The 17570-nt window shown below is 64.9% G+C and carries 21 protein-coding genes and 1 pseudogene; 9 read left to right on the top strand and 13 right to left on the bottom strand.

Annotated elements, in window-relative coordinates; all coding sequences use genetic code 11:
• Window positions 1-9: 9 nt before the first annotated feature.
• Together AFIDRAFT_RS05075 and AFIDRAFT_RS05070 are read left to right on the top strand one after the other, a co-directional pair.
• Window positions 10-2454, top strand: a complete 2445-nt coding sequence (locus AFIDRAFT_RS05075; protein WP_009338134.1) for a heavy metal translocating P-type ATPase — start codon at window positions 10-12, stop codon at window positions 2452-2454.
• The gene (locus tag AFIDRAFT_RS05070) at window positions 2451-3176 is read left to right on the top strand and encodes a cytochrome c biogenesis CcdA family protein (RefSeq protein ID WP_009338133.1); all 726 of its coding nucleotides are present in this window, start codon (window positions 2451-2453) and stop codon (window positions 3174-3176) included. The genes AFIDRAFT_RS05075 and AFIDRAFT_RS05070 overlap by 4 nt, the downstream gene beginning before the upstream one ends.
• 46 nt (window positions 3177-3222) lie before the next feature.
• Here AFIDRAFT_RS05070 and AFIDRAFT_RS05065 read toward each other — a convergent pair whose 3' ends face one another.
• On the bottom strand, window positions 3223-3651 hold the full coding sequence (locus AFIDRAFT_RS05065) for a MerR family transcriptional regulator (protein WP_009338132.1): 429 nt from the start codon (window positions 3649-3651) through the stop codon (window positions 3223-3225).
• 94 nt (window positions 3652-3745) lie between these two features.
• Between AFIDRAFT_RS05065 and AFIDRAFT_RS05060 the strand changes: the two genes are divergently transcribed.
• The 4 genes from AFIDRAFT_RS05060 to merBA all read left to right on the top strand — a co-directional run bounded on the left by AFIDRAFT_RS05060 (window position 3746) and on the right by merBA (window position 7082).
• Complete coding sequence (locus tag AFIDRAFT_RS05060; RefSeq protein ID WP_009338131.1) at window positions 3746-4153, top strand: mercuric transporter MerT family protein; 408 nt, start codon at window positions 3746-3748, stop codon at window positions 4151-4153.
• 70 nt (window positions 4154-4223) lie between these two features.
• On the top strand, window positions 4224-4532 hold the full coding sequence (locus tag AFIDRAFT_RS05055) for a heavy-metal-associated domain-containing protein (RefSeq protein ID WP_009338130.1): 309 nt from the start codon (window positions 4224-4226) through the stop codon (window positions 4530-4532).
• Between the two features lie 31 nt (window positions 4533-4563).
• A complete protein-coding gene (gene merT / locus AFIDRAFT_RS05050; protein ID WP_009338129.1) occupies window positions 4564-4821 on the top strand; it encodes a mercuric ion transporter MerT in 258 nt (85 codons plus the stop codon).
• On the top strand, window positions 4818-7082 hold the full coding sequence (merBA, locus tag AFIDRAFT_RS05045) for a bifunctional organomercurial lyase/mercury(II) reductase MerBA (protein ID WP_009338128.1): 2265 nt from the start codon (window positions 4818-4820) through the stop codon (window positions 7080-7082). Before merT ends, merBA begins: the two co-directional genes overlap by 4 nt.
• Before the next feature lie 47 nt (window positions 7083-7129).
• Here the strand turns inward: merBA and AFIDRAFT_RS05040 are convergent, their stop codons facing one another.
• From AFIDRAFT_RS05040 to AFIDRAFT_RS04985, 12 genes and pseudogenes are all read right to left on the bottom strand, one after another.
• A complete protein-coding gene (locus AFIDRAFT_RS05040; RefSeq protein WP_009338127.1) occupies window positions 7130-8881 on the bottom strand; it encodes a relaxase/mobilization nuclease domain-containing protein in 1752 nt (583 codons plus the stop codon).
• 247 nt (window positions 8882-9128) lie between these two features.
• Entirely contained in the window at window positions 9129-9968 is an 840-nt protein-coding gene (locus AFIDRAFT_RS05035) for a lytic transglycosylase domain-containing protein (RefSeq protein WP_009338126.1), read from the bottom strand.
• Between the two features lie 2 nt (window positions 9969-9970).
• Window positions 9971-10483, bottom strand: coding sequence for a S26 family signal peptidase (locus tag AFIDRAFT_RS05030; RefSeq protein ID WP_009338125.1), 513 nt, complete (start codon window positions 10481-10483; stop codon window positions 9971-9973).
• The gene (locus AFIDRAFT_RS05025; RefSeq protein WP_009338123.1) at window positions 10480-10986 is read right to left on the bottom strand and encodes a DUF2840 domain-containing protein; all 507 of its coding nucleotides are present in this window, start codon (window positions 10984-10986) and stop codon (window positions 10480-10482) included. The genes AFIDRAFT_RS05030 and AFIDRAFT_RS05025 overlap by 4 nt, the downstream gene beginning before the upstream one ends.
• Window positions 10983-11237 (bottom strand): hypothetical protein, encoded by a 255-nt coding sequence (locus tag AFIDRAFT_RS05020; protein WP_009338121.1) that lies wholly within the window; start codon window positions 11235-11237, stop codon window positions 10983-10985. The genes AFIDRAFT_RS05025 and AFIDRAFT_RS05020 overlap by 4 nt, the downstream gene beginning before the upstream one ends.
• A pseudogene (gene parA, locus AFIDRAFT_RS05015) lies at window positions 11234-11871 on the bottom strand (ParA family partition ATPase). Before parA ends, AFIDRAFT_RS05020 begins: the two are co-directional and overlap by 4 nt.
• Window positions 11868-12926 (bottom strand): replication initiator protein A, encoded by a 1059-nt coding sequence (locus AFIDRAFT_RS05010; RefSeq protein ID WP_009338117.1) that lies wholly within the window; start codon window positions 12924-12926, stop codon window positions 11868-11870. Before AFIDRAFT_RS05010 ends, parA begins: the two are co-directional and overlap by 4 nt.
• An 11-nt stretch (window positions 12927-12937) precedes the next feature.
• A complete protein-coding gene (locus AFIDRAFT_RS05005) occupies window positions 12938-13222 on the bottom strand; it encodes a helix-turn-helix transcriptional regulator (protein WP_009338115.1) in 285 nt (94 codons plus the stop codon).
• A gap of 132 nt (window positions 13223-13354) precedes the next feature.
• Window positions 13355-13861 (bottom strand): DUF2285 domain-containing protein, encoded by a 507-nt coding sequence (locus AFIDRAFT_RS05000; protein ID WP_245258115.1) that lies wholly within the window; start codon window positions 13859-13861, stop codon window positions 13355-13357.
• Complete coding sequence (locus AFIDRAFT_RS20495) at window positions 13821-14126, bottom strand: transcriptional regulator domain-containing protein (RefSeq protein WP_009338113.1); 306 nt, start codon at window positions 14124-14126, stop codon at window positions 13821-13823. Before AFIDRAFT_RS20495 ends, AFIDRAFT_RS05000 begins: the two co-directional genes overlap by 41 nt.
• A 123-nt stretch (window positions 14127-14249) precedes the next feature.
• Window positions 14250-14528 carry a DNA -binding domain-containing protein gene (locus AFIDRAFT_RS04990; RefSeq protein ID WP_009338112.1) on the bottom strand — a complete coding sequence of 93 codons (279 nt, stop codon included), beginning with the start codon at window positions 14526-14528 and terminating at the stop codon, window positions 14250-14252.
• Between the two features lie 50 nt (window positions 14529-14578).
• Entirely contained in the window at window positions 14579-14857 is a 279-nt protein-coding gene (locus tag AFIDRAFT_RS04985; protein WP_009338111.1) for a hypothetical protein, read from the bottom strand.
• 430 nt (window positions 14858-15287) lie between these two features.
• Here AFIDRAFT_RS04985 and AFIDRAFT_RS04980 point away from each other — a divergent pair, with 430 nt between their 5' ends.
• The 3 genes from AFIDRAFT_RS04980 to AFIDRAFT_RS04970 are packed head-to-tail and all read left to right on the top strand — an operon-like array spanning window position 15288 to window position 17552.
• Window positions 15288-15830: a Chromate resistance protein ChrB gene (locus AFIDRAFT_RS04980; RefSeq protein WP_009338110.1), complete on the top strand. Its 543-nt coding sequence runs from the start codon at window positions 15288-15290 to the stop codon at window positions 15828-15830.
• Window positions 15814-17079: an MFS transporter gene (locus AFIDRAFT_RS04975; RefSeq protein ID WP_009338109.1), complete on the top strand. Its 1266-nt coding sequence runs from the start codon at window positions 15814-15816 to the stop codon at window positions 17077-17079. Before AFIDRAFT_RS04980 ends, AFIDRAFT_RS04975 begins: the two co-directional genes overlap by 17 nt.
• Window positions 17076-17552 carry a DUF2127 domain-containing protein gene (locus AFIDRAFT_RS04970; RefSeq protein WP_009338108.1) on the top strand — a complete coding sequence of 159 codons (477 nt, stop codon included), beginning with the start codon at window positions 17076-17078 and terminating at the stop codon, window positions 17550-17552. The genes AFIDRAFT_RS04975 and AFIDRAFT_RS04970 overlap by 4 nt, the downstream gene beginning before the upstream one ends.
• Window positions 17553-17570 lie beyond the last annotated feature (18 nt).

Here is a 17570-nt window from a genome sequence, read left to right as displayed (position 1 = left end):
GAGGCTGCCATGACCATCGCCTCGGCAACGGCACCGAAAACCTCGCCACTATGGACGGAGGAACCGGCAAGCCGCCCGGATAGAGCCCGCATCCGGGCCCGTATCGGCGGACTGCACTGCTCGCTCTGCACCGGCACCATCGAGAAGGCGCTTGGCCGCAAGCCGGGCGTCGATAAGGTGGCGGTAAGCCTGACCCACGAGCAGGCGCTGGTCGAATACGATCCGGCGCGCGCCGATCCCGCCGAGCTCCTACAGACGCTGCTCGATATCGGCTATACGCTGCACGATCCGCGCAAGCTGCGCCCCTTCGAGGAGGAGGAGCGCGATCTGGTGCGGGAAGGACGGCGCTTCCTCGTCGCCGTCGCCTTCAGTCTGATCGCGATTGCGCTGATCGCAACGCCGACCGGCATCGCATCGACCCTACTTCCGCTGGTTGCCACACTCGGCCTCATTGGCTTCGTGTTCCTCGTGCTGCGGTCGCAGGGCCTGTGGACCGCCTCCGCGAGCGCTGCCGGGCTTGGTGTTCTCGCCGGTGCGCTTCTTCTCTACCGCGAGACCCTGGGCCTGATGCTGGCCACGCCCTGGCTGGTTGGCGTCCTTGCGATCATTCTCGTCTTCGGCGTCGCCCGCCACATTCTCAGCATGGCGTTCCAAGCCTTGCGCCGCGGCATTCTCAATCAGCATGTGCTTCTGGAGGCTGGCGCCTTCGCCGGGCTTGTGGGTGGCCTGATTGGGCTTGTCTTCAACCAGCCCGGTTATCCGACAGCGTCGTTCTTCGCCGTCGCCGTCATGGTCGCGACCTATCACCTCTTTTCCGAATGGCTGTCGCTCATCGTCAAGACGCGCAGCTCGCAGGCCGTCAAGCGCCTGCTTGACCTGCAGCCGGACGTGGCCAGCGTGGTGCGCGACGGCCAGGAGATGGAGCTCCCGATCGCGGCGGTTGCAGTTGGCGATCTTGTGCGCATCCGCCCCGGCGAGCGCCTGCCCATCGACGGCGAGGTGGTCGACGGCCATTCCTCGGTTGATCAGGCGCTCGTCACCGGCGAGCCGGTTCCGATCGCACGCGGTATCGGCGACCGTGTCATTGGCGGATCGATCAACGGCACGGGCACATTGCTTGTCGAGGTCACCGCGGTCGGTGACGAGAGCTTCCTGCAGCGGGTGGTCCGCGAGGTCGAGGATGCCCGCGCTCTGAAGCCGGGGCTGCTGCATCTCGTCGATCGCATTCTTGTCGTCTACACGCCGACGGTGCTTTTGGTCGCGGCCCTTGCGGCGCTTGGCTGGATCGCGATCCCATGGCTCTTCGGCATCGCGCCCGACTTGCAGCGGGCGGTCTTCGCGAGCCTCAGCGTGCTCGTCATGGGCTATCCGTGCGCAGTTGGCATCTCGGCGCCGCTGTCGATCGTACGCGGTGCTGGGGAAGCCGCCGAGCGCGGTGTCCTCATGCGCACTGGAGAGGCATTCCAAGGCTTTCGCCTGGTAAAGCAGATCGCCTTCGACAAAACCGGAACGCTGACCGAGGGACGGCCACGCCTCATCGAGATCGAAGCAACCGAAGGCAGGGAGGACGAGTTGCTCGGCGTGGCCGCCGCGATCGAAGCCGCCTCGGAACATCCGCTGGCCGCCGCGATCGTCACGGCCGCTTTCGAGCGTGACGTGACGCCGCCCGCGGTCAGCGAGTTTGAGGCCGTTCCAGGGAAGGGTGTCCGGGCGCGTATCGACGGCGAGACGGTGCTCGCCGGCAGCCCGCGCTTCATGACCGAGAATAATATTGATCTTGCGCATCTGACCGAGCGCATCACGGCACTCGAGAGCGCCGGACGGACGGTGATCGCCATCGGTCGCGGCGGACGGCCGCTCGGTCTGCTTGCGCTTGGCGACGCCGTGAGGTCCGAAGCCGGCGGGGCGATGGCCGCGGTCAGGCAAGCCGGCCTGAAAACCGTGCTCATCACCGGCGACAACGAGCGCAGCGGCCGCCGCGTCGCGGCCGAGCTTGGCATCGATGAGGTCTACGCCGGCCTGCTGCCGGGCGGGAAAGCGGAGTTGATCCGGCGGCTCCAGCAGAACGGTCGGGTGGCGATGGTTGGCGACGGTATCAACGACGCGCCGGCATTGATGCAGGCGGACGTCGGCATCGCCATGGGCGGCGGAATCGATATTGCCCTCGAATCGGCGGACATCATCATTTTGTCGAACCGGCTCGACGGGATCGTGATCGCCCGCGACATCAGCCGCCGCAGCTATCGCAAGATGGTGCAGAACGTCTCGCTCGCCTTCCTGTTCAATGGCATCGGCGTGCCGTTGGCGGCGACCGGTTTCCTCTATCCGGTGTGGGCGATGGCGGCCATGGCGGTGAGCGTGACGACGATCTTCTTCAATTCGCTCTGGGGCCAGCCGTCGCTGTTCTTCCAGGCGATCCTCAGTGTCGGCAAACCGGCGGAGCGTAGCCTGTGATAGACCTCAATTCGCAGATGCAGGACATTGCGGCGCTCACACCGTTCACGGTCGCGCTGGCGATGCTTGCCGGGCTCGTCGTTGGCGTTGCGCCGAGTTCGTTCCCGCTCATTTCCGTCGCGACCGGCTTCGCCGCAGGTCAGGGCGCGACGGAATCCGGCTCGCGGCACTTTGGCGGCTTGCGGCTCTCGATCGGTTTCGTGCTTGGTATTGCGACCGTCGACGCGGTGCTCGGCGCTCTGTTCGGGCTCTTCGGCTTCGCCGTTTTGCGTGTGCTGGCGAGCTACCTTGCGCTCGCATACCTCCTGCTTGCCGTCATCATGATCGTTGTCGGGCTCGCGCTCCTGCGGTTTGTCCATATCGTCATCCCCACGCTGGCGCCGTCTTCGAAGCCGACGCACAATCTTGTCGGCAGCTATCTTCTCGGCATTCCATTCGGCCTGTCGACCTGTCCAGGGTGCACGCCATTGCTGTTACCAGTGGCGGCCGCGGCGGCGGGAACGGCCGATCCGCTGCTCGGAGCGGCGCTGATGGGCGCCTTCGGTCTTGCCCGTGGGATTCCGATCATTGTCGTCGCGACGATGGCGGGGCGCCTTGCGAGTTTCAGACACACGCATCGCTTCACGCTCTGGGCTGAACGTATCGGCGCCGCGCTGATGTTCGTCTCAGCACTCTATTTTTTCTATCAGGCCGCCCTCTATGGCGGATGGGTGAGGCCATAGTGAACGTTGATATGGACCGACCGGAAGCGTCGCGCGGCTTTGCGCCCTAGTTGACAGCCGTCTCGCGGAACAGCGCCTCGATCAGCGGGCATTCTGGCAGCGTGCCATCGCCACATTGGGCCACCACATCCTTCAACACACGCTCCATGCGCCGCAGATCGGCGATCTTCGAGCGCACGTCCTGGAGGTGGACCGAGGCGAGGCCTCGCACCTCGGCGCAAGGCTGATCGCGCTCGTCGACCAGACGTAACAAGGCGCGGATTTCATCCAGGGAGAAGCCAAGCTCGCGCGCTCTCAGCACGAAGCGCAGACGCCGCTCATGCGTCGTGTCATAGCTGCGATAGCCGCTGGCCGTCCGGGGCGGCTCGGGCAGAAGGCCGACCTTCTCATAATAGCGCACGGTCTCCAGGTTGCAGCCCGTTCGCTGGGCGAGCTCGGCCCGCTGCAGGCCCTTCACCACGGCGTGATCGCGCATCGCAAAATATCCCTTGACCCTGTAGTCGCTACAGACCTGATGCTACGTCAAGCTCGGAAGTTGAGCAAGCAGAGAGAGTTCGGACATGAGTGCAATGCCAACTGAAAACGCCGTAGCGGAGCGCCACACGCGCGATGCGGCGACGTCGCAGCGAGGCGGGGATCGGGCCCAACGTCTGCTCGCCGTCGGCGGCATCCTTGGCGCTCTTGGCGCCGCATCCTGCTGCGTCATTCCTTTTGCGCTGTTCCTGGCCGGCGTTAGCGGCGCCTGGATCGGCAACCTGACGATCCTTGAGCCCTACCAGCCGATTTTCGCCGCGGTTTCGCTCGGCTTTATCGGTTACGGCGCTTGGCGTCTCTACCGAAGGCCGAAGCAGGTCTGCGAGGACGGCTACTGCGGCACACCACGATCGGACCGGATAGCGAAGATCGGGCTCTGGACCGCTGCGGCGCTGGTGGTGATCGCAGTCGGGTTCCCCTACGCCGCGAGCTACTTCCTCTGAAGCGCTGGCGTCCGGCGAGAGCCGCTCCGCCATCGACATCCAATGCTCAATCTCAGGAAAGGTTAGAGACATGAAAACCCAGATCGGAATATTCGCCGCGCTTGGCATGCTGCTCGCGCCGTTAGCTGCTCATGCGGGGGAAGCCACGACGGTTCTCGACGTTCATCACGCCTATTGCGCGCTGTGTCCGTCGATCGTCAAGAAGACGCTCGAGCATGTCAAAGGCGTGGCAAACGTGACTGTCGGGCAGGCCGACGCCAACGGTGACATGCTAGCCACGATCAAATTTAACGACGCCCAAGCTTCTCCCGCGGCAATGATCAAGGCCACCACCGGCCAGGGTTATCCCGCGGAAATCGCGAAGCGCACGAACGGCTGAAGCGCGGCTGCTTCGGCGCTGGAGATCAAGGATGAGCGCTGAAAAATCTATTGGCGCGATCGTTGTCGCGGGACTGGCTGTCCTGTGTTGCGCCGAACCTCTCCTGTTGGCGACGATTGGCTCGGTCGCGATCTCCGCGACCGTGCTCACCGGTTCGTTCGTGATCGTCGCGGGCGTCGTGGGGATCGGGCTGGTTGGCGTCTGGGCCTATTGTCGCAGCCGCTCAGCCGATCCGAACGCTGTCGATTGCTGCACACTCGAATGCGCAAAACGAAAGTCAAACCTATGAACGATTGCTGCGCAACCTCCCCGTCCCAGGGCAAGCCTGCAGCTTCCGTATCCGCGACATTACCGAACTACACTGTGCGGCCCGGCGTGACATTTCCGGACTGGTCGATGGTCACGTCGCCGACGGTCATAGATGCCGTCCTAGCCATGGTGGGATTGGATCATGTGCTCGGTCGCTGGAGCGGCTACGACCCTGCTACGGACCGAGTTCGTGTTGCTCTGCTTAAGCTTTATGCGGAGGAAGGGCGAGCCCCGACCATAGCCGCGCTTGCGGACCGTGCAGGACTCGGTGAGGCGGCCGTCCGGCCGTTGCTCGAAGATCTCCGCCGGCGCGATCTGGTCATTCTCGACGGCGAGCGGATCGTCGGCGCCTATCCGTTCACCGACCAAGACAGGGGCCATCAGGTCACGCTGGACGGGCGCGTTCTCGATGCTATGTGCGCGGTCGACGCGCTTGGCATCGGCGCAATGACCGATCGTGACATCTCAATCGCCTCGCGCTGCCGCCATTGCGGTGCCCCGATCCGGATCACCACGCGGGACCGAGGGCGGGTGCTGGCTGACGTCGAGCCGCGGGCGGCCGTCATGTGGCAAAGCGTCCACTATGAAGGCGCATGCGCCGCGAGCTCGCTGTGCACGACGACCGCCTTTTTCTGCTCGGACGAGCATCTCTCCGCCTGGCGCCGCGAGTGTTCCGCCGACGAGCCGGGTTTCCGGCTATCGATCGAGGAAGGGCTGGAGGCCGGCCGCGCCCTGTTCGAGCCGAGCCTCGCCGGGCTTGGTGTGACACCACGACCGTCCGTCGACCTGGAGTCGAAGAGCCCGGTGGTCGCGAACCTCCCCTTCCGCAAGAACGGTCGCAATCGCCGTGCGTACGATCTCGTCGTGATCGGCGCCGGCTCGGCCGGCTTCTCGGCCTCCATAACGGCCGCCGATCAAGGCGCACAGGTTGCACTCATCGGCGCTGGCACGATCGGTGGCACCTGCGTCAATATCGGCTGCGTGCCGTCGAAGACCCTGATCCGCGCAGCCGAGACCTTGCACAACGCCCGCGTCGCCGCACGCTTCGCCGGCATCACGGCTGAGGCCCATATTACCGACTGGCGGGCGACCATTCGTCAGAAGGACACCTTGGTCGCCGGCTTACGCCAGGCCAAATACGCCGACCTGCTGCCCGCCTACAACGGCATTGCCTACCGCGAAGGGCCGGCACGTCTGGTCGAAGGCGGCATCGAAGCCGCCGGCGCACGCATCGCCGCCGACAGGATCATCATCGCGACCGGCGCGCGGCCGGCGATCCCCGCGATCCCAGGCATCGAGGCCGTGCCGTATCTGACCAGCACGACCGCGCTCGATCTCGCGGAGCTGCCGGGGACGCTGCTCGTGGTCGGCGGCGGCTATATCGGCGCGGAGCTTGCCCAGATGTTTTCCCGCGCCGGCGTGAAGGTGACATTGGTTTGCCGCTCGCGCCTGTTGCCCGAGGCCGAGCCGGAAATCGGCGCGGCGCTGACCGGGTACTTCGCGGACGAGGGGATCGATGTGCTCTCAGGCGTCGCCTACCGTGCGATCGGCAAGACCGCGACCGGCATTTCGTTCGCGGTGACGCGTGACGGCCAGAAGACGACGATCGACGCCGACCAGGTGTTGCTGACGACCGGGCGGACACCCAACGTCGAGGGTCTCGGGCTTGCCGAGCGCGGCGTCGGCGTCACGCCGAAGGGTGGCATCGTCGTTGACGACCGCATGCGCACGACGAGGGCCGGCATCTACGCCGCTGGCGACGTCACCGGCCGCGACCAATTCGTCTACATGGCCGCCTATGGCGCCAAGCTCGCGGCGAAGAACGCCCTCAATGGCGACAGTCTACGCTACGACAATACGGCTATGCCGGCCGTCGTGTTCAGCGACCCGCAGGTGGCGAGCGTCGGGCTCACGGAGGCGGCGGCGCGCGCCGCCGGCCACTCCATCCGGGTTTCGACGATTGGTCTCGATCAGGTGCCGCGTGCGCTTGCCGCGCGCGATACGCGCGGGCTCATCAAGCTCGTCGCCGATGCCGTCAGCGGCAGGCTGCTCGGCGCGCATATCCTCGCGCCGGAAGGGGCCGACAGCATTCAGACGGCGGCGCTCGCTATTCGTCAGGGGCTCACCATCGGCGACCTCGCCGACACAATCTTCCCGTACCTCACAACCGTCGAGGGTTTGAAGTTGGCAGCACTTTCCTTCGACAAGGAAGTCGCGAAGCTGTCGTGTTGTGCAGGGTGAGCGCTAACAGATAAGAGGTTCGCCAACCGCCGGCGTGACATCAAGCGTTACAGTCCGAGTCCCCGCTTCTTTCCAAAGCTCCAATCCACACCACCTCCTGGCGTCAAGACACCACCAACCTGCTTGCCAAGCTCCTTCTCCAGCGCAGGCCGCCAGGGCACGAGCTGGAAGCCGAGCCCGTCATCGATCATCGCGAACCGGCCTGAGGCGAGCGTCACGCGCTGTCGATAGACGCCCGAGACGCGCTCGCCTGCTGCCGCGGGCTGATAAGCAAGTCCCGTCTCCGTAGAGAGCTTCGCTGCCGCGTCCTCGAATTCTCGCCGACGTAGGGTCGCGAGGAGATCGCGGGCGAAGACCACGCGCTGCCCTTGCCGGCGGGCGAGTCCATCCGCCGCGAGATGATCGATACGCACTTCCATGGCCTGGCGTACCTCGGCGCCGAACCCGCCACCGCTCAGTGGCGGATCCTTGGCGAGGAGCTGGCGGTCAAGCCAGGTCGCGCCAGACGCGGTCACCTGCACCTCGACCGAGAAATCCGAGCGTGTGGCGAGCGAGAGGCGGCGCCGTCCGTTCGTGTCGTCATAAGACCGCGCCTCGACGATGGCGCCCGTGGGCGCATCGCCGGTCATCTCGAGGTCGGAGAACTTGAGATGGTGGGTACGGCCATCGACGCCGGCGACGATCGCGTAACCGCTCCCCCTCAGTTCATCGTCGAGGCCGCGCTTGACTAGCCGGCCAAGCACCGGATCGGATGGCTCCTCTCCATGCAGAGCGAAGGTGCTGATATCCGGTTCGCTGCCGCCGGTTGTCATGGCCTGGTGCATGGTCTTGATGATGTCGCCGCGGATGCCGAGCTGGCGCAGGATCTGGTCGAGGCCTGGCTTCAGCGTCCAGCATGCGGGTCCGACCGGGTCAGCCAGACCGAGACGTTCGAGCTTGGCGGCTCTTCCAAGCAACAGGCTCCGCAGCTCCGGGACTTCGGCATTCGGGCCGGGTCTCAGATCCGCGACTCCGCCGCATTCATCGGAGATGTCGCGCAACGCCCGGTCGAGACTGGTCCAACGCTCCGACTCGACCTCCCGCTCAAGCGCAGTGCGGATTTCCTGCTCGCTGCGCGGGCCCAGTTCCAACGTCATGCGCTCCGCGGCGCGATCGCGAAAACCTCGGCTGATGTAATCACGGCTGATCACCAGATCCTGACCGTCGTCGGCACGGCCGCGGATGAGGACATGGACGTGCGGATTGTCGGTGTTCCAGTGGTCGACCGCCACCCAGTCGAGCCTAGTGCCGAGGTCTTTCTCGACATCGAGCAGCAGCTCGCGGGTGAACGTCTTCAAGTCGCCGAGCTTGGCCCCGTCTTCGGGCGAGACGATGAAGCGGAAGTGGTGGCGGTCGTCCTCGCAGCGCTCAGCAAAGGCGCGTTCATCCGCCGTATCGGAGGCGGCGTCGAACATGCGGGCGTTCTCGCCATCGCGCGTCACGCCCTCGCGCTTCAGGTAGGCGATATGTTTGGGCAGCGGCGCCGAGCGAAAGCGTGCGCCCTGGTGCCGCACGACGCGTGCTTTCATCACCACGCGGCGCGCGCTCGATCGCAGTTGGATCGAGACCGCCGCACGCCGGCCGCGGCCGAACCGCGAGCGGCTGTGGCCCTGGCTCGAGCGGAAGCTGTTGCCGACATGCCCCGCCTTCTTCGCGGCCCGCATCACCTCGCCGACAAACGTCTGGGGACGCTTACCGCCGCGGTTGCCATGCTGGATGCGCCCGGGCCGGATGCGCAGGTCGTCGTCGCGCGCCGTCACGGCTCGAAATCGCAGTGCGAGGCAGACCGACGGCGCGGGGCCGATTGATTTCGTTGGGAAAATCGCAAGGATCGCCAGCAGGGGGTGTCTGTGGTGTTGGTAAATTCATCAATCTTCCCAACCACATAAGCCGCGCCGGAGGCCGGCCTTTTCCCTTGCCGTCCGTGGGTTGGGTTCCTGTGCCGCCCCTCCACCACACGCAAACCTCCGCCACTGCCCTCCATAGCATGATCATCTCCGAGCGGGCTCATTGCGGCCGCTCCCTGGACGACAATGCGACGAACAGCCCATCGGACTGCGGCGCGAGCGCGGTCCAGTCTTGCGCAGAACGCTCCATCGAGGGCCGAGACGATTGCGGCGTCGGTGCAGAGGGAGTGTCGCTCGGAGGACTCGACGGGCGCGAAGGAAACAACGACGCCTCGGTCCAGGACTTCACCACGGCGGCGAGAATGAGCGTGTCGTCGGTTGCACTTCCGCCGACGATTGGCGCGAGACGGGACAGATAGGCGCGCGTCTCCGCAGGCAGCGGCCGGCCGGTTGCGAGATGGTCTTCCCAGCGCGCGGGACCGGCATTATAGGCCGCGAGGAATCCGGGAATGCCGTAGCGGTCGTGTAGCTCGCGCAGATAGGCGGCGCCGGCGATGATGTTGTCGTGCGCGTCATAAGGATTGCGGCCGAGACGGTAGCGCTGACTCAAGGCAGCCCACGTCTCGGGCATGATTTGCATGAGGCCGACGGCGCCCTTCGGCGATACGGCTCGCACGTCGCCGAAGCTCTCCGCGCGCATCACGGCGCTTATCCACGCCGCCGGAATGCCAAACCGCTGCGAGGCCTCGGCGACGAAGGCGGCGAACGGCGTGCGGGCAGCGAAGATCACGACAGGCCGCGCGGTCGCAGGTTCAGCGCGCACTGTGTTGCAGCCGAGCGCCACCACAATCGCAAGACCGAGGGCGAGCGACACGTGGCGGCGGCGCGTGCATTCTCTCGGTGAGGTGCGCGCGGCGAACGCGAACATGGCCGGAATGGAGGAAGGGAATTTGCGGGTAGCCTGTGCGAGGCCTGCCATTGCGTTGCGGTCGAGTGGCACGATCAATCCTCCTCGCGGGTCCAGAGAGGATCAGCCCGGCCGACGATCGTGGTGACGGGAAGCAGGCCAAAATACCGGCCGTCGAGGGAGTCCTCGGACTGCCAGTTCATCAGGAAGACTTCGCCGGCAGGAATGCGCCGGCAGCCCTGCCAGACGGGAAGCGGTCGGCCGCTTCTATCGCGATTGAGGGCATCGCCCATGGCGATCCCGTCGACGGCGATTGCGCGATCGGTGCGGCAGACGGTCTGCCTAGGAAGCGCGAGCACACGCTTCAGCATCGGCACGCCCCTGGGCAGATAACGGCGCTCGTCGAGGAAGCTCGCGAGGGCCTCGGGCGGCTGCACCACCACGAGCTCAGTGACGTGCAGCACGCCGGCCGGATGCACGGCGTAGAGGCCGATCGGTACGCTGGCGCTGGCGTTCCAGATCAACCGCGGCAGCGGATGGAAGAGCGCTGATGCTCCGATGCAGAGCGAGGCGAAATACGTCGTCATGACGTAGCCGAAGCGCGTCATGACAGTACCCTCCGCCGCAAGAGCCAGGCGCGATGCTGGTCGCGGCTATAGGGACGCGGCTCGTATCCGGCGCCGAGGCGATTGTGGACGTGCCGCCAGTGATCCGGCGCGGCGTCGGCGGGATCGACGCCGAGCGCCTCGACGGCGTCGATCGCCGCGAACACACGTTCGACCTTGGGCCAGCCGCTGATGCGCAGCAGAATCTCGCCGCCGGGACGGACGAAGGGTAGCGTCTGATAGGCCTCGCCCGGCGCGATCGCGCGCACGATGTCGATGCGCGAGACGACGGTGCCGTAGTCGTTTGACGCCCAGCGGACGAAGGCGAAAATCGTGTTCGGCGCGAAGCTCAGCACGCGGCGACGGCGATCGATAATCGTCTCGGATACATCGCGGCCGAATCTGATCCAATGCTCGACGCGCTTCTCGAGCCAAGTGAGCTCGACGGCCGTGAGGGCGTCGGGCGAACAAGGCAGTGCCTCCGTGAAGGCGGGATTCGCCATCATGTCTGTCCTCCATCGATTGCGGGGAATTCGCGGGCGAGCAGGTCGCGCAGCATGTCTGCGACGGTCTGGTCGCGCTGGAAGGCCGTGATCTTGATCCGGCCCCGCAGCTCTGGCGTCACGTCGACGGTGAGCCGCGCGGTGTAGAGATCGCCGGCGCCGGGCAGCGCAGCCGAAGGCTCGGGCGTGCGGACCCACGCATCGGGATCGGCCGGCCGAGCGGCGAAGCGGCGATTGGACGGGCGCGCGGTCATCGCATTAGCCGATCGACTTCCGCGGCCAGAGCGGAGACCTCGCGCGCAGCGTGACACGCGGCGTCGACGTCGAAGACGAGGCGTCCGGTACGCGCGGAGTCCGCGAAGGGACGCGCTGGCCGATGCGAGAGGCAAGCACCGGCGGATCGTGATCGGCAAGGCGGTCGGCGGTCTCGCGGGCGATCACGGTGCGCGCCGCGCAGCGGTTGAGCACGAATCGCGCGACAAGCTGCGGGCGGAAGATGCGCGCTTCCTGCAACAGCTTCAGCATCTCGGCAGAGCCCCAGCCGTCAAAGGGAGACGGTTGCGCGGGGATCAGGACGAGATCGGCGGCGAGCAAGGCCGAGCGCAGCAGGCCGGCGACGCGCGGTGGGCCATCGATGACCACGTGGTCGGCGTCGCGGGCGAGTTCCGGCGCTTCCCGGTGAAGGGTGTCGCGCGCGAGGCCGATCACGCCGAACAGGCGCGGCACGGCCTCCTTGGCGCGCTGCGCGGACCAGTCGAGAGCCGACCCTTGGGGATCGGCGTCGATGACCGTGACGCGCTTTCCCTGGGCCGCCCAGGCGCCCGCCAAGTGCAGAGCGAGCGTCGTCTTGCCGACGCCGCCTTTCTGGTTGAGGAGCGCGACGATCACCGCCGCTCCTCCTTCCCGGCTTTTCCCCGGCCGAGCGCGCCGCCAACAACAGAAGAGTTAGATTCTTCGTTAGACTCTAAGTTAGGCGGCTCGGAAGCAGTTGACCCGCTTGGAGAAAATGCCGCCTTCGGTTCCTGATAGCACGAGGGCGCAGTTCCTGATGGCACGTGCCTCGCGGTTCCCGATAGCACGATCGCTTCCACAGCTTGTCCACAGGGCCTTGTGGACAGAGACGTCTCGCTGACGAAGGCGAGCAGTTCGCGGCCGCCGTTCGCGCGATCGATGCCGAGGCGATAACCTGGCAGCGGCTGGCGGCGCGCGATGTCGCGTAGTTCGAACGCGAAACGCTTGAACGGCGAGAGGCTCGCCGACTTCGCATGGAGATGACGGAAATCGAACCGCCAGCCTGCACGCTGCTTACCGGCGTGCTTGCGGACCAGGCGATAAAGCCAACGCTCCAGTCCGCCCGTCAGCCCGAAATACGCGCGGTCGATTGTCAGCACGAGCGCATCGTCGAGGACAGCGCGATAGAACCAGTCCGGCACGATAAGATCGATGCCGGCGGCGTTTCCGTGCGCGTCGGCGTGCTCGGTCCATTCATTGATCCAGGAGAAGCGGTGCATGCGCCGCTCGCTCGCCTGGCGTAGCGACGTGGCAACGGTGGTCGACTGCAGCCGGTCGAACGCGGCCTTCAGGCGGTGATAATCGCGCACGCTGGTGCCGCGGCCGATGAACGTGAGTATCTCATAGGGCGTGGCGGCCATGAGACGCGACGTGCGCAGACCGGAGTCGCGTGCCTGGACGATTTGCGACGCGGCCCAGATCAGAACGTCGGCGTCCCAGATGGTCGCCATGCCGTGCTCGGGCACCGCTTCGACACGGATGGCGATGTCGTTCATCCGGTAGTCGATCGGCGTCGTGCGATGCGTCTTGGCGAGCGAGAAGAACGGGTAGGCCATGAGGTCCTGTGCGTCGCGCGGCGCGAGATCGCCTGGCAGCGCCCGAAACAATTCGAGCTGCTCGCGTTCGGAGCGTGTGCGGTGGCGCGCTGACATGAGGTGGAAGCTCAGCGGCGCGGCTGGCGGGCTTGTTCGAGCTCGGCCGGCGTGTGACGCCGCGCCGGCAGCACGACGACCTTGCCAGGGTCGGAAGTCGACGCCTTGGCGGCGGCGTCGACCCAGGCCTGAAGATCCTCGATACGGTAAACGACGCGGCCGCCGAGCTTCGAATAACGCGGCCCCGTGCCGTAGATGCGATGCTTCTCGAGCGTGCGGATGGAGAGGCCGACGAAGCGAGAAGCTTCTGGCGTGCGCAGGTAGCGCGGCGGCAGACCTGCGAGATTGGTGGACATCGGATACCTCCGTGATCGTGTGGGCTTCCGTCGGATGACGGCGGCTGTCAGCGATCACGGTGGCGGATGGGGGCCGGTCCGAAATAGGGCGATCTCGCCGGGTGGCGAGAGCGCATCCGGATAGTCGGAGCGCTAGACCCGGCGGCGATACGGATGAAGCAGAAGGCGGCGATATCCGCCGCGCATCATCGAGAATCCGAGCCGGACGATCCGTCCCGTCTGATCACGCAACTCGTGCGAAATCCAATCGCGCTTGGAGATGGGGGCGGTATCGAACAGAACGGCGGCGATCTCGGGATAGGTCGCGCGTTCAAGCCGGCCATCCAGCGCGCGCAGCGCGAGGATGAGCCGGCCGCGCCGTTCGGGCGTGAGCGCGCCGGGGTCGGGGCCTGGCGTGCGCCCGGTCAGCGCGCGCCACAGGCGCAGTGCGGCGTCGGCACGGATGTCGAAGAGCTGGTCGAGCGGCAGGAAAACGGCGACCTGGTCGCCGACCTCGCCTTCGCGGTGAAGCCGCAGGCGTGCGCCGCGCAACGCGACGACCTGATCTTCGTCGTCGACTGTGAGAATGGATTGAAGGCTGCGCGCGTCGAGGCCGAGTCTAGGATTGGCGAGGCCGCCCGGGGTTTTGGTCAGGGTCACCACGCTCGGGAGCGTCTGGACCGTCCAGAGAACGTCGCCGTGTCGCGCGGAATCTAAGCCGCGCTTGAAATCGCACCCCCCAGCGCTGGGAGAATTCCTCTATCTCGGCGGTCTCGAGCACCCGCTTCCGGCTCATGCGCTTCAGCCGGGCATGCTCCGCCAGGAACTCGGGATTGCGGCGAAGAAACTCGTAAGCGAAGGCAGGCGCGTCGAGCGGCCGGAGCTCCTCATACGCGCTCGCCGATCGCCAATCGGCGCGAGCCATGGACAATGTCTCCTCTCACCAACAGCCGCAATTGCGGGTCAGCCGAGAGGATGCGCGTCAAAGTAGCGCTCCGAAACAGACTGAGCCGGCAACACACGTTGCCGCTGGCGCACGGAACCAAAGTCAATGTGGCGCGCCGCCTTCGAGGAGATGGCGATAGCCCTTCTCCGTCATCCATCGGGCGCGGGCGAGGTGGCTTTCCCAGGCGCGCCGTGCACGATCAGGCTCACGCGCGGGATCGATGTGCAGGACGATCTTCGCCACTTCCTTCCAGTCGGCGCCATCCGCATCGGCGTCGAGAAGCCGCAGATAGGTCACCAGATGCTTTTCGTCGTAGCCCGTCAGCACGGCGGTCTTCGGCGCGAAATCCTCGACGGGCGGGTCCAAGGGCGGTGACTGCATCAAGGCTCCCCGGGTGCATAGGGTTTCCTAAACGTTAACACAAACCAGCTTCATCGTTTCAAGGTCGCCGGTCGTCTGGCTGGTCGCGTTGCCGGCTCTGCCTCGTGGAGGAGCATGACGCCGCGGCCACGGTCGGATTCGACGAACAGGATTCCAGCGGCTTCTAGAACACGGCGCACCTGGTCGCGCGTGCCCTCGTGCACCTGGAGCTGCCTTTCGGACTCCAGACGCTTCAGGGCGGTTAGGGCCACCAGGGCTTTCTCGGCGAGCATCTCCTGCTTCCAATTCAGCAAGGCTCGCGCGGCCCGAACTTGTCGGCCGGTGATCATTCATGATCACCTCCGACAGACGATCTGCGCGCACCAGAAATACGACTATAATAGTCGCCTTATAGCGCTGCAACCGCCCTATGAGCGCGGAAACGTCGATCCGCGAGGGTCGGTGACCCACAGGGAGCCGAGTGATTCGCGGACTGACTGTTCGCGTGTGCACGACGGCTCAGTTGGGGCAGGAAAGAGGTGTGCTGCCTACAAATGGGCTGGCTCAGTTGCCGTTGTAGGCACGGCCATCGCTGGACTGCTGGTTATTTATGACAAGGTCGGCGCTGTGAGGCGGGCGCGCTTGCCAACAGTCGAAAGACATCCCCCGGAGGCCAGCAATTAACACCAGGGTCAGCGCCCGATGCAGGGCGACGTTCGTACGCTTATCTCGTGCGACCGTTCGTATTGACTTGTAACCACCGTTACATACAATGCACTCATGGCAACACCGCCGTGGCTTCTCCTAACCTATAAGGTTCCACCCGAGCCCTCCGCAAAACGGATCGCTCTATGGCGCCGCCTGAAGGGTATGGGCGCGATCTATCTTCAAAACGGCGTTTGCCTGCTGCCCAAGACGGACGACCATGTGCGGCGGCTGAAGATGTTGGAAAACGACATCGCCGGGATGGGTGGTGAGGCGGTGATCCTGGAGACAGTCGCGCTCGATCAGGCGCAGGATGACAAGGTCGTCGGCCGTTTCAAAGCAGATCGTGACGAGCAATACCGAGAATTTATCGGCCGGTGCGCCGGGTTCGAGGCTGAGATCGCCAAAGAGCGGGCCACGAACAAGTTCACTTATGCGGAACTGGAGGAAGAGGACACCGACCTCAAGAAACTCCAGAGTTGGCTCGACAAAATCCGTAAGCTCGATTTCTACGGCGGAACGCTAGCTCAGGAGGCCGCTGCGCGCTTGAAGGGCTGCGAGGAACTTCTCGACGCTTACGCACGGCAGGTTTTTGAGGCCCATGGCGAGAACCAATGAAGCCGATCTAGGAGCAGGGGCTGCGGCTGTCCGTGCGTCGGACGGTAGAAGCAGCCGCAATGCGATTCCGACCGGAGTGTGGGCACTCGGCTTCGTCTCGATGTTCATGGACATCTCATCCGAGATGATCCACGCGCTCTTGCCGCTGTATCTCGTGACGGTGCTCGGCACCTCGGCGCTTACCGTCGGTTTCATTGAGGGCATCGCCGAGGCTACGGGACAGATCACGAGGATCTTCTCAGGAGCGCTCAGCGATAGGCTTGGCAGGCGCAAAGCCCTTGCGACGTTCGGATATGGACTTTCGGCTTGTACCAAGCTGATCTTTCCACTTGCCTCCGTTGTTGGCTGGCTCGTGGCCGCGCGATTCATCGACCGCCTGGGCAAGGGTATTCGCGGCGCCCCACGTGACGCGCTTGTAGCTGACATCAGTCCCCCACATCTGCGAGGCGCGAGCTTTGGCCTGAGACAATCACTCGACACCGTGGGAGCCCTTTTAGGCCCGCTCTTCGCAATCGCATTGATGTGGCTGACCACCAATCATTTCGCGGTGGTCTTCTGGATCGCTGTCGTGCCAGCGTTTGTATCGGTCGGGGTGATCCTCATTGCGGTACACGAGCCCACACTAGAACAGGACGCACGCAGTGTCCGCGAGCCGGGCGGTTTCAGGAATCTCGGCAGCCTAGGCACGCCTTGCTGGTTGGTTATTGCCATCGGGGCGATCTTCACGCTCTCGCGGTTCAGTGAGGCCTTTCTGGTGCTGCGCGCCCAGTCCATCGGTCTGCCGCTGATGCTGGTGCCAGCCGTGCTGGTCGTGATGAATATCGCATATTCACTCTCGGCTTATCCCGTCGGGACTCTTTCCGACCGCATGGACCGGACAATGATGCTGATTGTCGGCCTCTGCATTCTGATCGTCGCCGATCTTGTGTTAGCCCAGGCTGCGGGGGTGGCCGCGCTCGTCGTCGGTGTTCTCCTGTGGGGCCTTCATATGGGCTTCACCCAGGGCCTGTTTGCGGCCTTGATCGCCGACACCGCGCAGCCAGATCGCCGGGGGAGCGCGTTTGGGATGTTCAACCTCGTCTCTGGATTGGCGCAGTTCTGCGCCAGTGTGATCGCGGGGGTATTCTGGGACGCGCATGGACCAGGTAGCACATTCTTCGTCGGTGCGGCTTTGTCGATCCTCGCGCTCGCGGTATTGCTCTCGGTTCGCAAGCTGCTGCGCCGACCCTCAGTCGCGATGGATGCATGAAAGAGCAGCGGATCCACCAAATCTTCGAAGTGAGTGTCCTGCTTAAGGGAGCTCACGCGCTCATCGAATGCCTCGGCGGTATTGCACTGGCCTTCATCAGTACAAACACGATCGCGGACCTCGCCAACGGGCTCACTCAGGACGAACTTATCGAGGACCCGCACGATCTCGTTGCGACGCACCTGCTTGCGTGGGCCCAGAACTTCTCGGTCGGCACGAAGACTTTCTACGCCTTCTATTTGCTCAGTCATGGCGCGGTAAAGATCTTCCTGGTGGTTGGATTGCTCAGAGGCAAACTCTGGTCCTACCCCGCCTCGCTGATCGTGCTCGGACTGTTCATCGTCTACCAGCTTTACCGTTTCTCCTACACACACGGAGCCGGCCTGGTCGTCCTTACCGTCTTCGACGTCTTTGTGATGGGCCTCATTTGGCACGAATACAGGCTCGTGAGACGCCATCTGTCGATACGATGATCTGAGCAAGCCTATCTA

The organism is Afipia sp. 1NLS2, assembly GCF_000178995.1.
Lineage (GTDB): Bacteria > Pseudomonadota > Alphaproteobacteria > Rhizobiales > Xanthobacteraceae > Afipia.
Note: the sequence above shows the minus strand (reverse complement) of the source record. Positions and strands in the feature narration are given on the sequence as shown.

What these genes read in the sequence shown, in the direction of transcription:
- AFIDRAFT_RS05075 (WP_009338134.1), top strand. Translation starts at nt 10, where the DNA reads ATGACCATCGCCTCGGCAACGGCACCGAAAACCTCGCCACTATGGACG.
- AFIDRAFT_RS05065 (WP_009338132.1), bottom strand. Translation starts at nt 3,651, where the DNA reads ATGCGCGATCACGCCGTGGTGAAGGGCCTGCAGCGGGCCGAGCTCGCC.
- AFIDRAFT_RS05060 (WP_009338131.1), top strand. Translation starts at nt 3,746, where the DNA reads ATGCCAACTGAAAACGCCGTAGCGGAGCGCCACACGCGCGATGCGGCG.
- AFIDRAFT_RS05055 (WP_009338130.1), top strand. Translation starts at nt 4,224, where the DNA reads ATGAAAACCCAGATCGGAATATTCGCCGCGCTTGGCATGCTGCTCGCG.
- merT (WP_009338129.1), top strand. Translation starts at nt 4,564, where the DNA reads ATGAGCGCTGAAAAATCTATTGGCGCGATCGTTGTCGCGGGACTGGCT.
- merBA (WP_009338128.1), top strand. Translation starts at nt 4,818, where the DNA reads ATGAACGATTGCTGCGCAACCTCCCCGTCCCAGGGCAAGCCTGCAGCT.
- AFIDRAFT_RS05030 (WP_009338125.1), bottom strand. Translation starts at nt 10,483, where the DNA reads ATGACGCGCTTCGGCTACGTCATGACGACGTATTTCGCCTCGCTCTGC.
- AFIDRAFT_RS05025 (WP_009338123.1), bottom strand. Translation starts at nt 10,986, where the DNA reads ATGATGGCGAATCCCGCCTTCACGGAGGCACTGCCTTGTTCGCCCGAC.
- AFIDRAFT_RS05020 (WP_009338121.1), bottom strand. Translation starts at nt 11,237, where the DNA reads ATGACCGCGCGCCCGTCCAATCGCCGCTTCGCCGCTCGGCCGGCCGAT.
- AFIDRAFT_RS05010 (WP_009338117.1), bottom strand. Translation starts at nt 12,926, where the DNA reads ATGTCAGCGCGCCACCGCACACGCTCCGAACGCGAGCAGCTCGAATTG.
- AFIDRAFT_RS05005 (WP_009338115.1), bottom strand. Translation starts at nt 13,222, where the DNA reads ATGTCCACCAATCTCGCAGGTCTGCCGCCGCGCTACCTGCGCACGCCA.
- AFIDRAFT_RS20495 (WP_009338113.1), bottom strand. Translation starts at nt 14,126, where the DNA reads ATGGCTCGCGCCGATTGGCGATCGGCGAGCGCGTATGAGGAGCTCCGG.
- AFIDRAFT_RS04990 (WP_009338112.1), bottom strand. Translation starts at nt 14,528, where the DNA reads ATGCAGTCACCGCCCTTGGACCCGCCCGTCGAGGATTTCGCGCCGAAG.
- AFIDRAFT_RS04985 (WP_009338111.1), bottom strand. Translation starts at nt 14,857, where the DNA reads ATGATCACCGGCCGACAAGTTCGGGCCGCGCGAGCCTTGCTGAATTGG.
- AFIDRAFT_RS04980 (WP_009338110.1), top strand. Translation starts at nt 15,288, where the DNA reads ATGGCAACACCGCCGTGGCTTCTCCTAACCTATAAGGTTCCACCCGAG.
- AFIDRAFT_RS04975 (WP_009338109.1), top strand. Translation starts at nt 15,814, where the DNA reads ATGGCGAGAACCAATGAAGCCGATCTAGGAGCAGGGGCTGCGGCTGTC.
- AFIDRAFT_RS04970 (WP_009338108.1), top strand. Translation starts at nt 17,076, where the DNA reads ATGAAAGAGCAGCGGATCCACCAAATCTTCGAAGTGAGTGTCCTGCTT.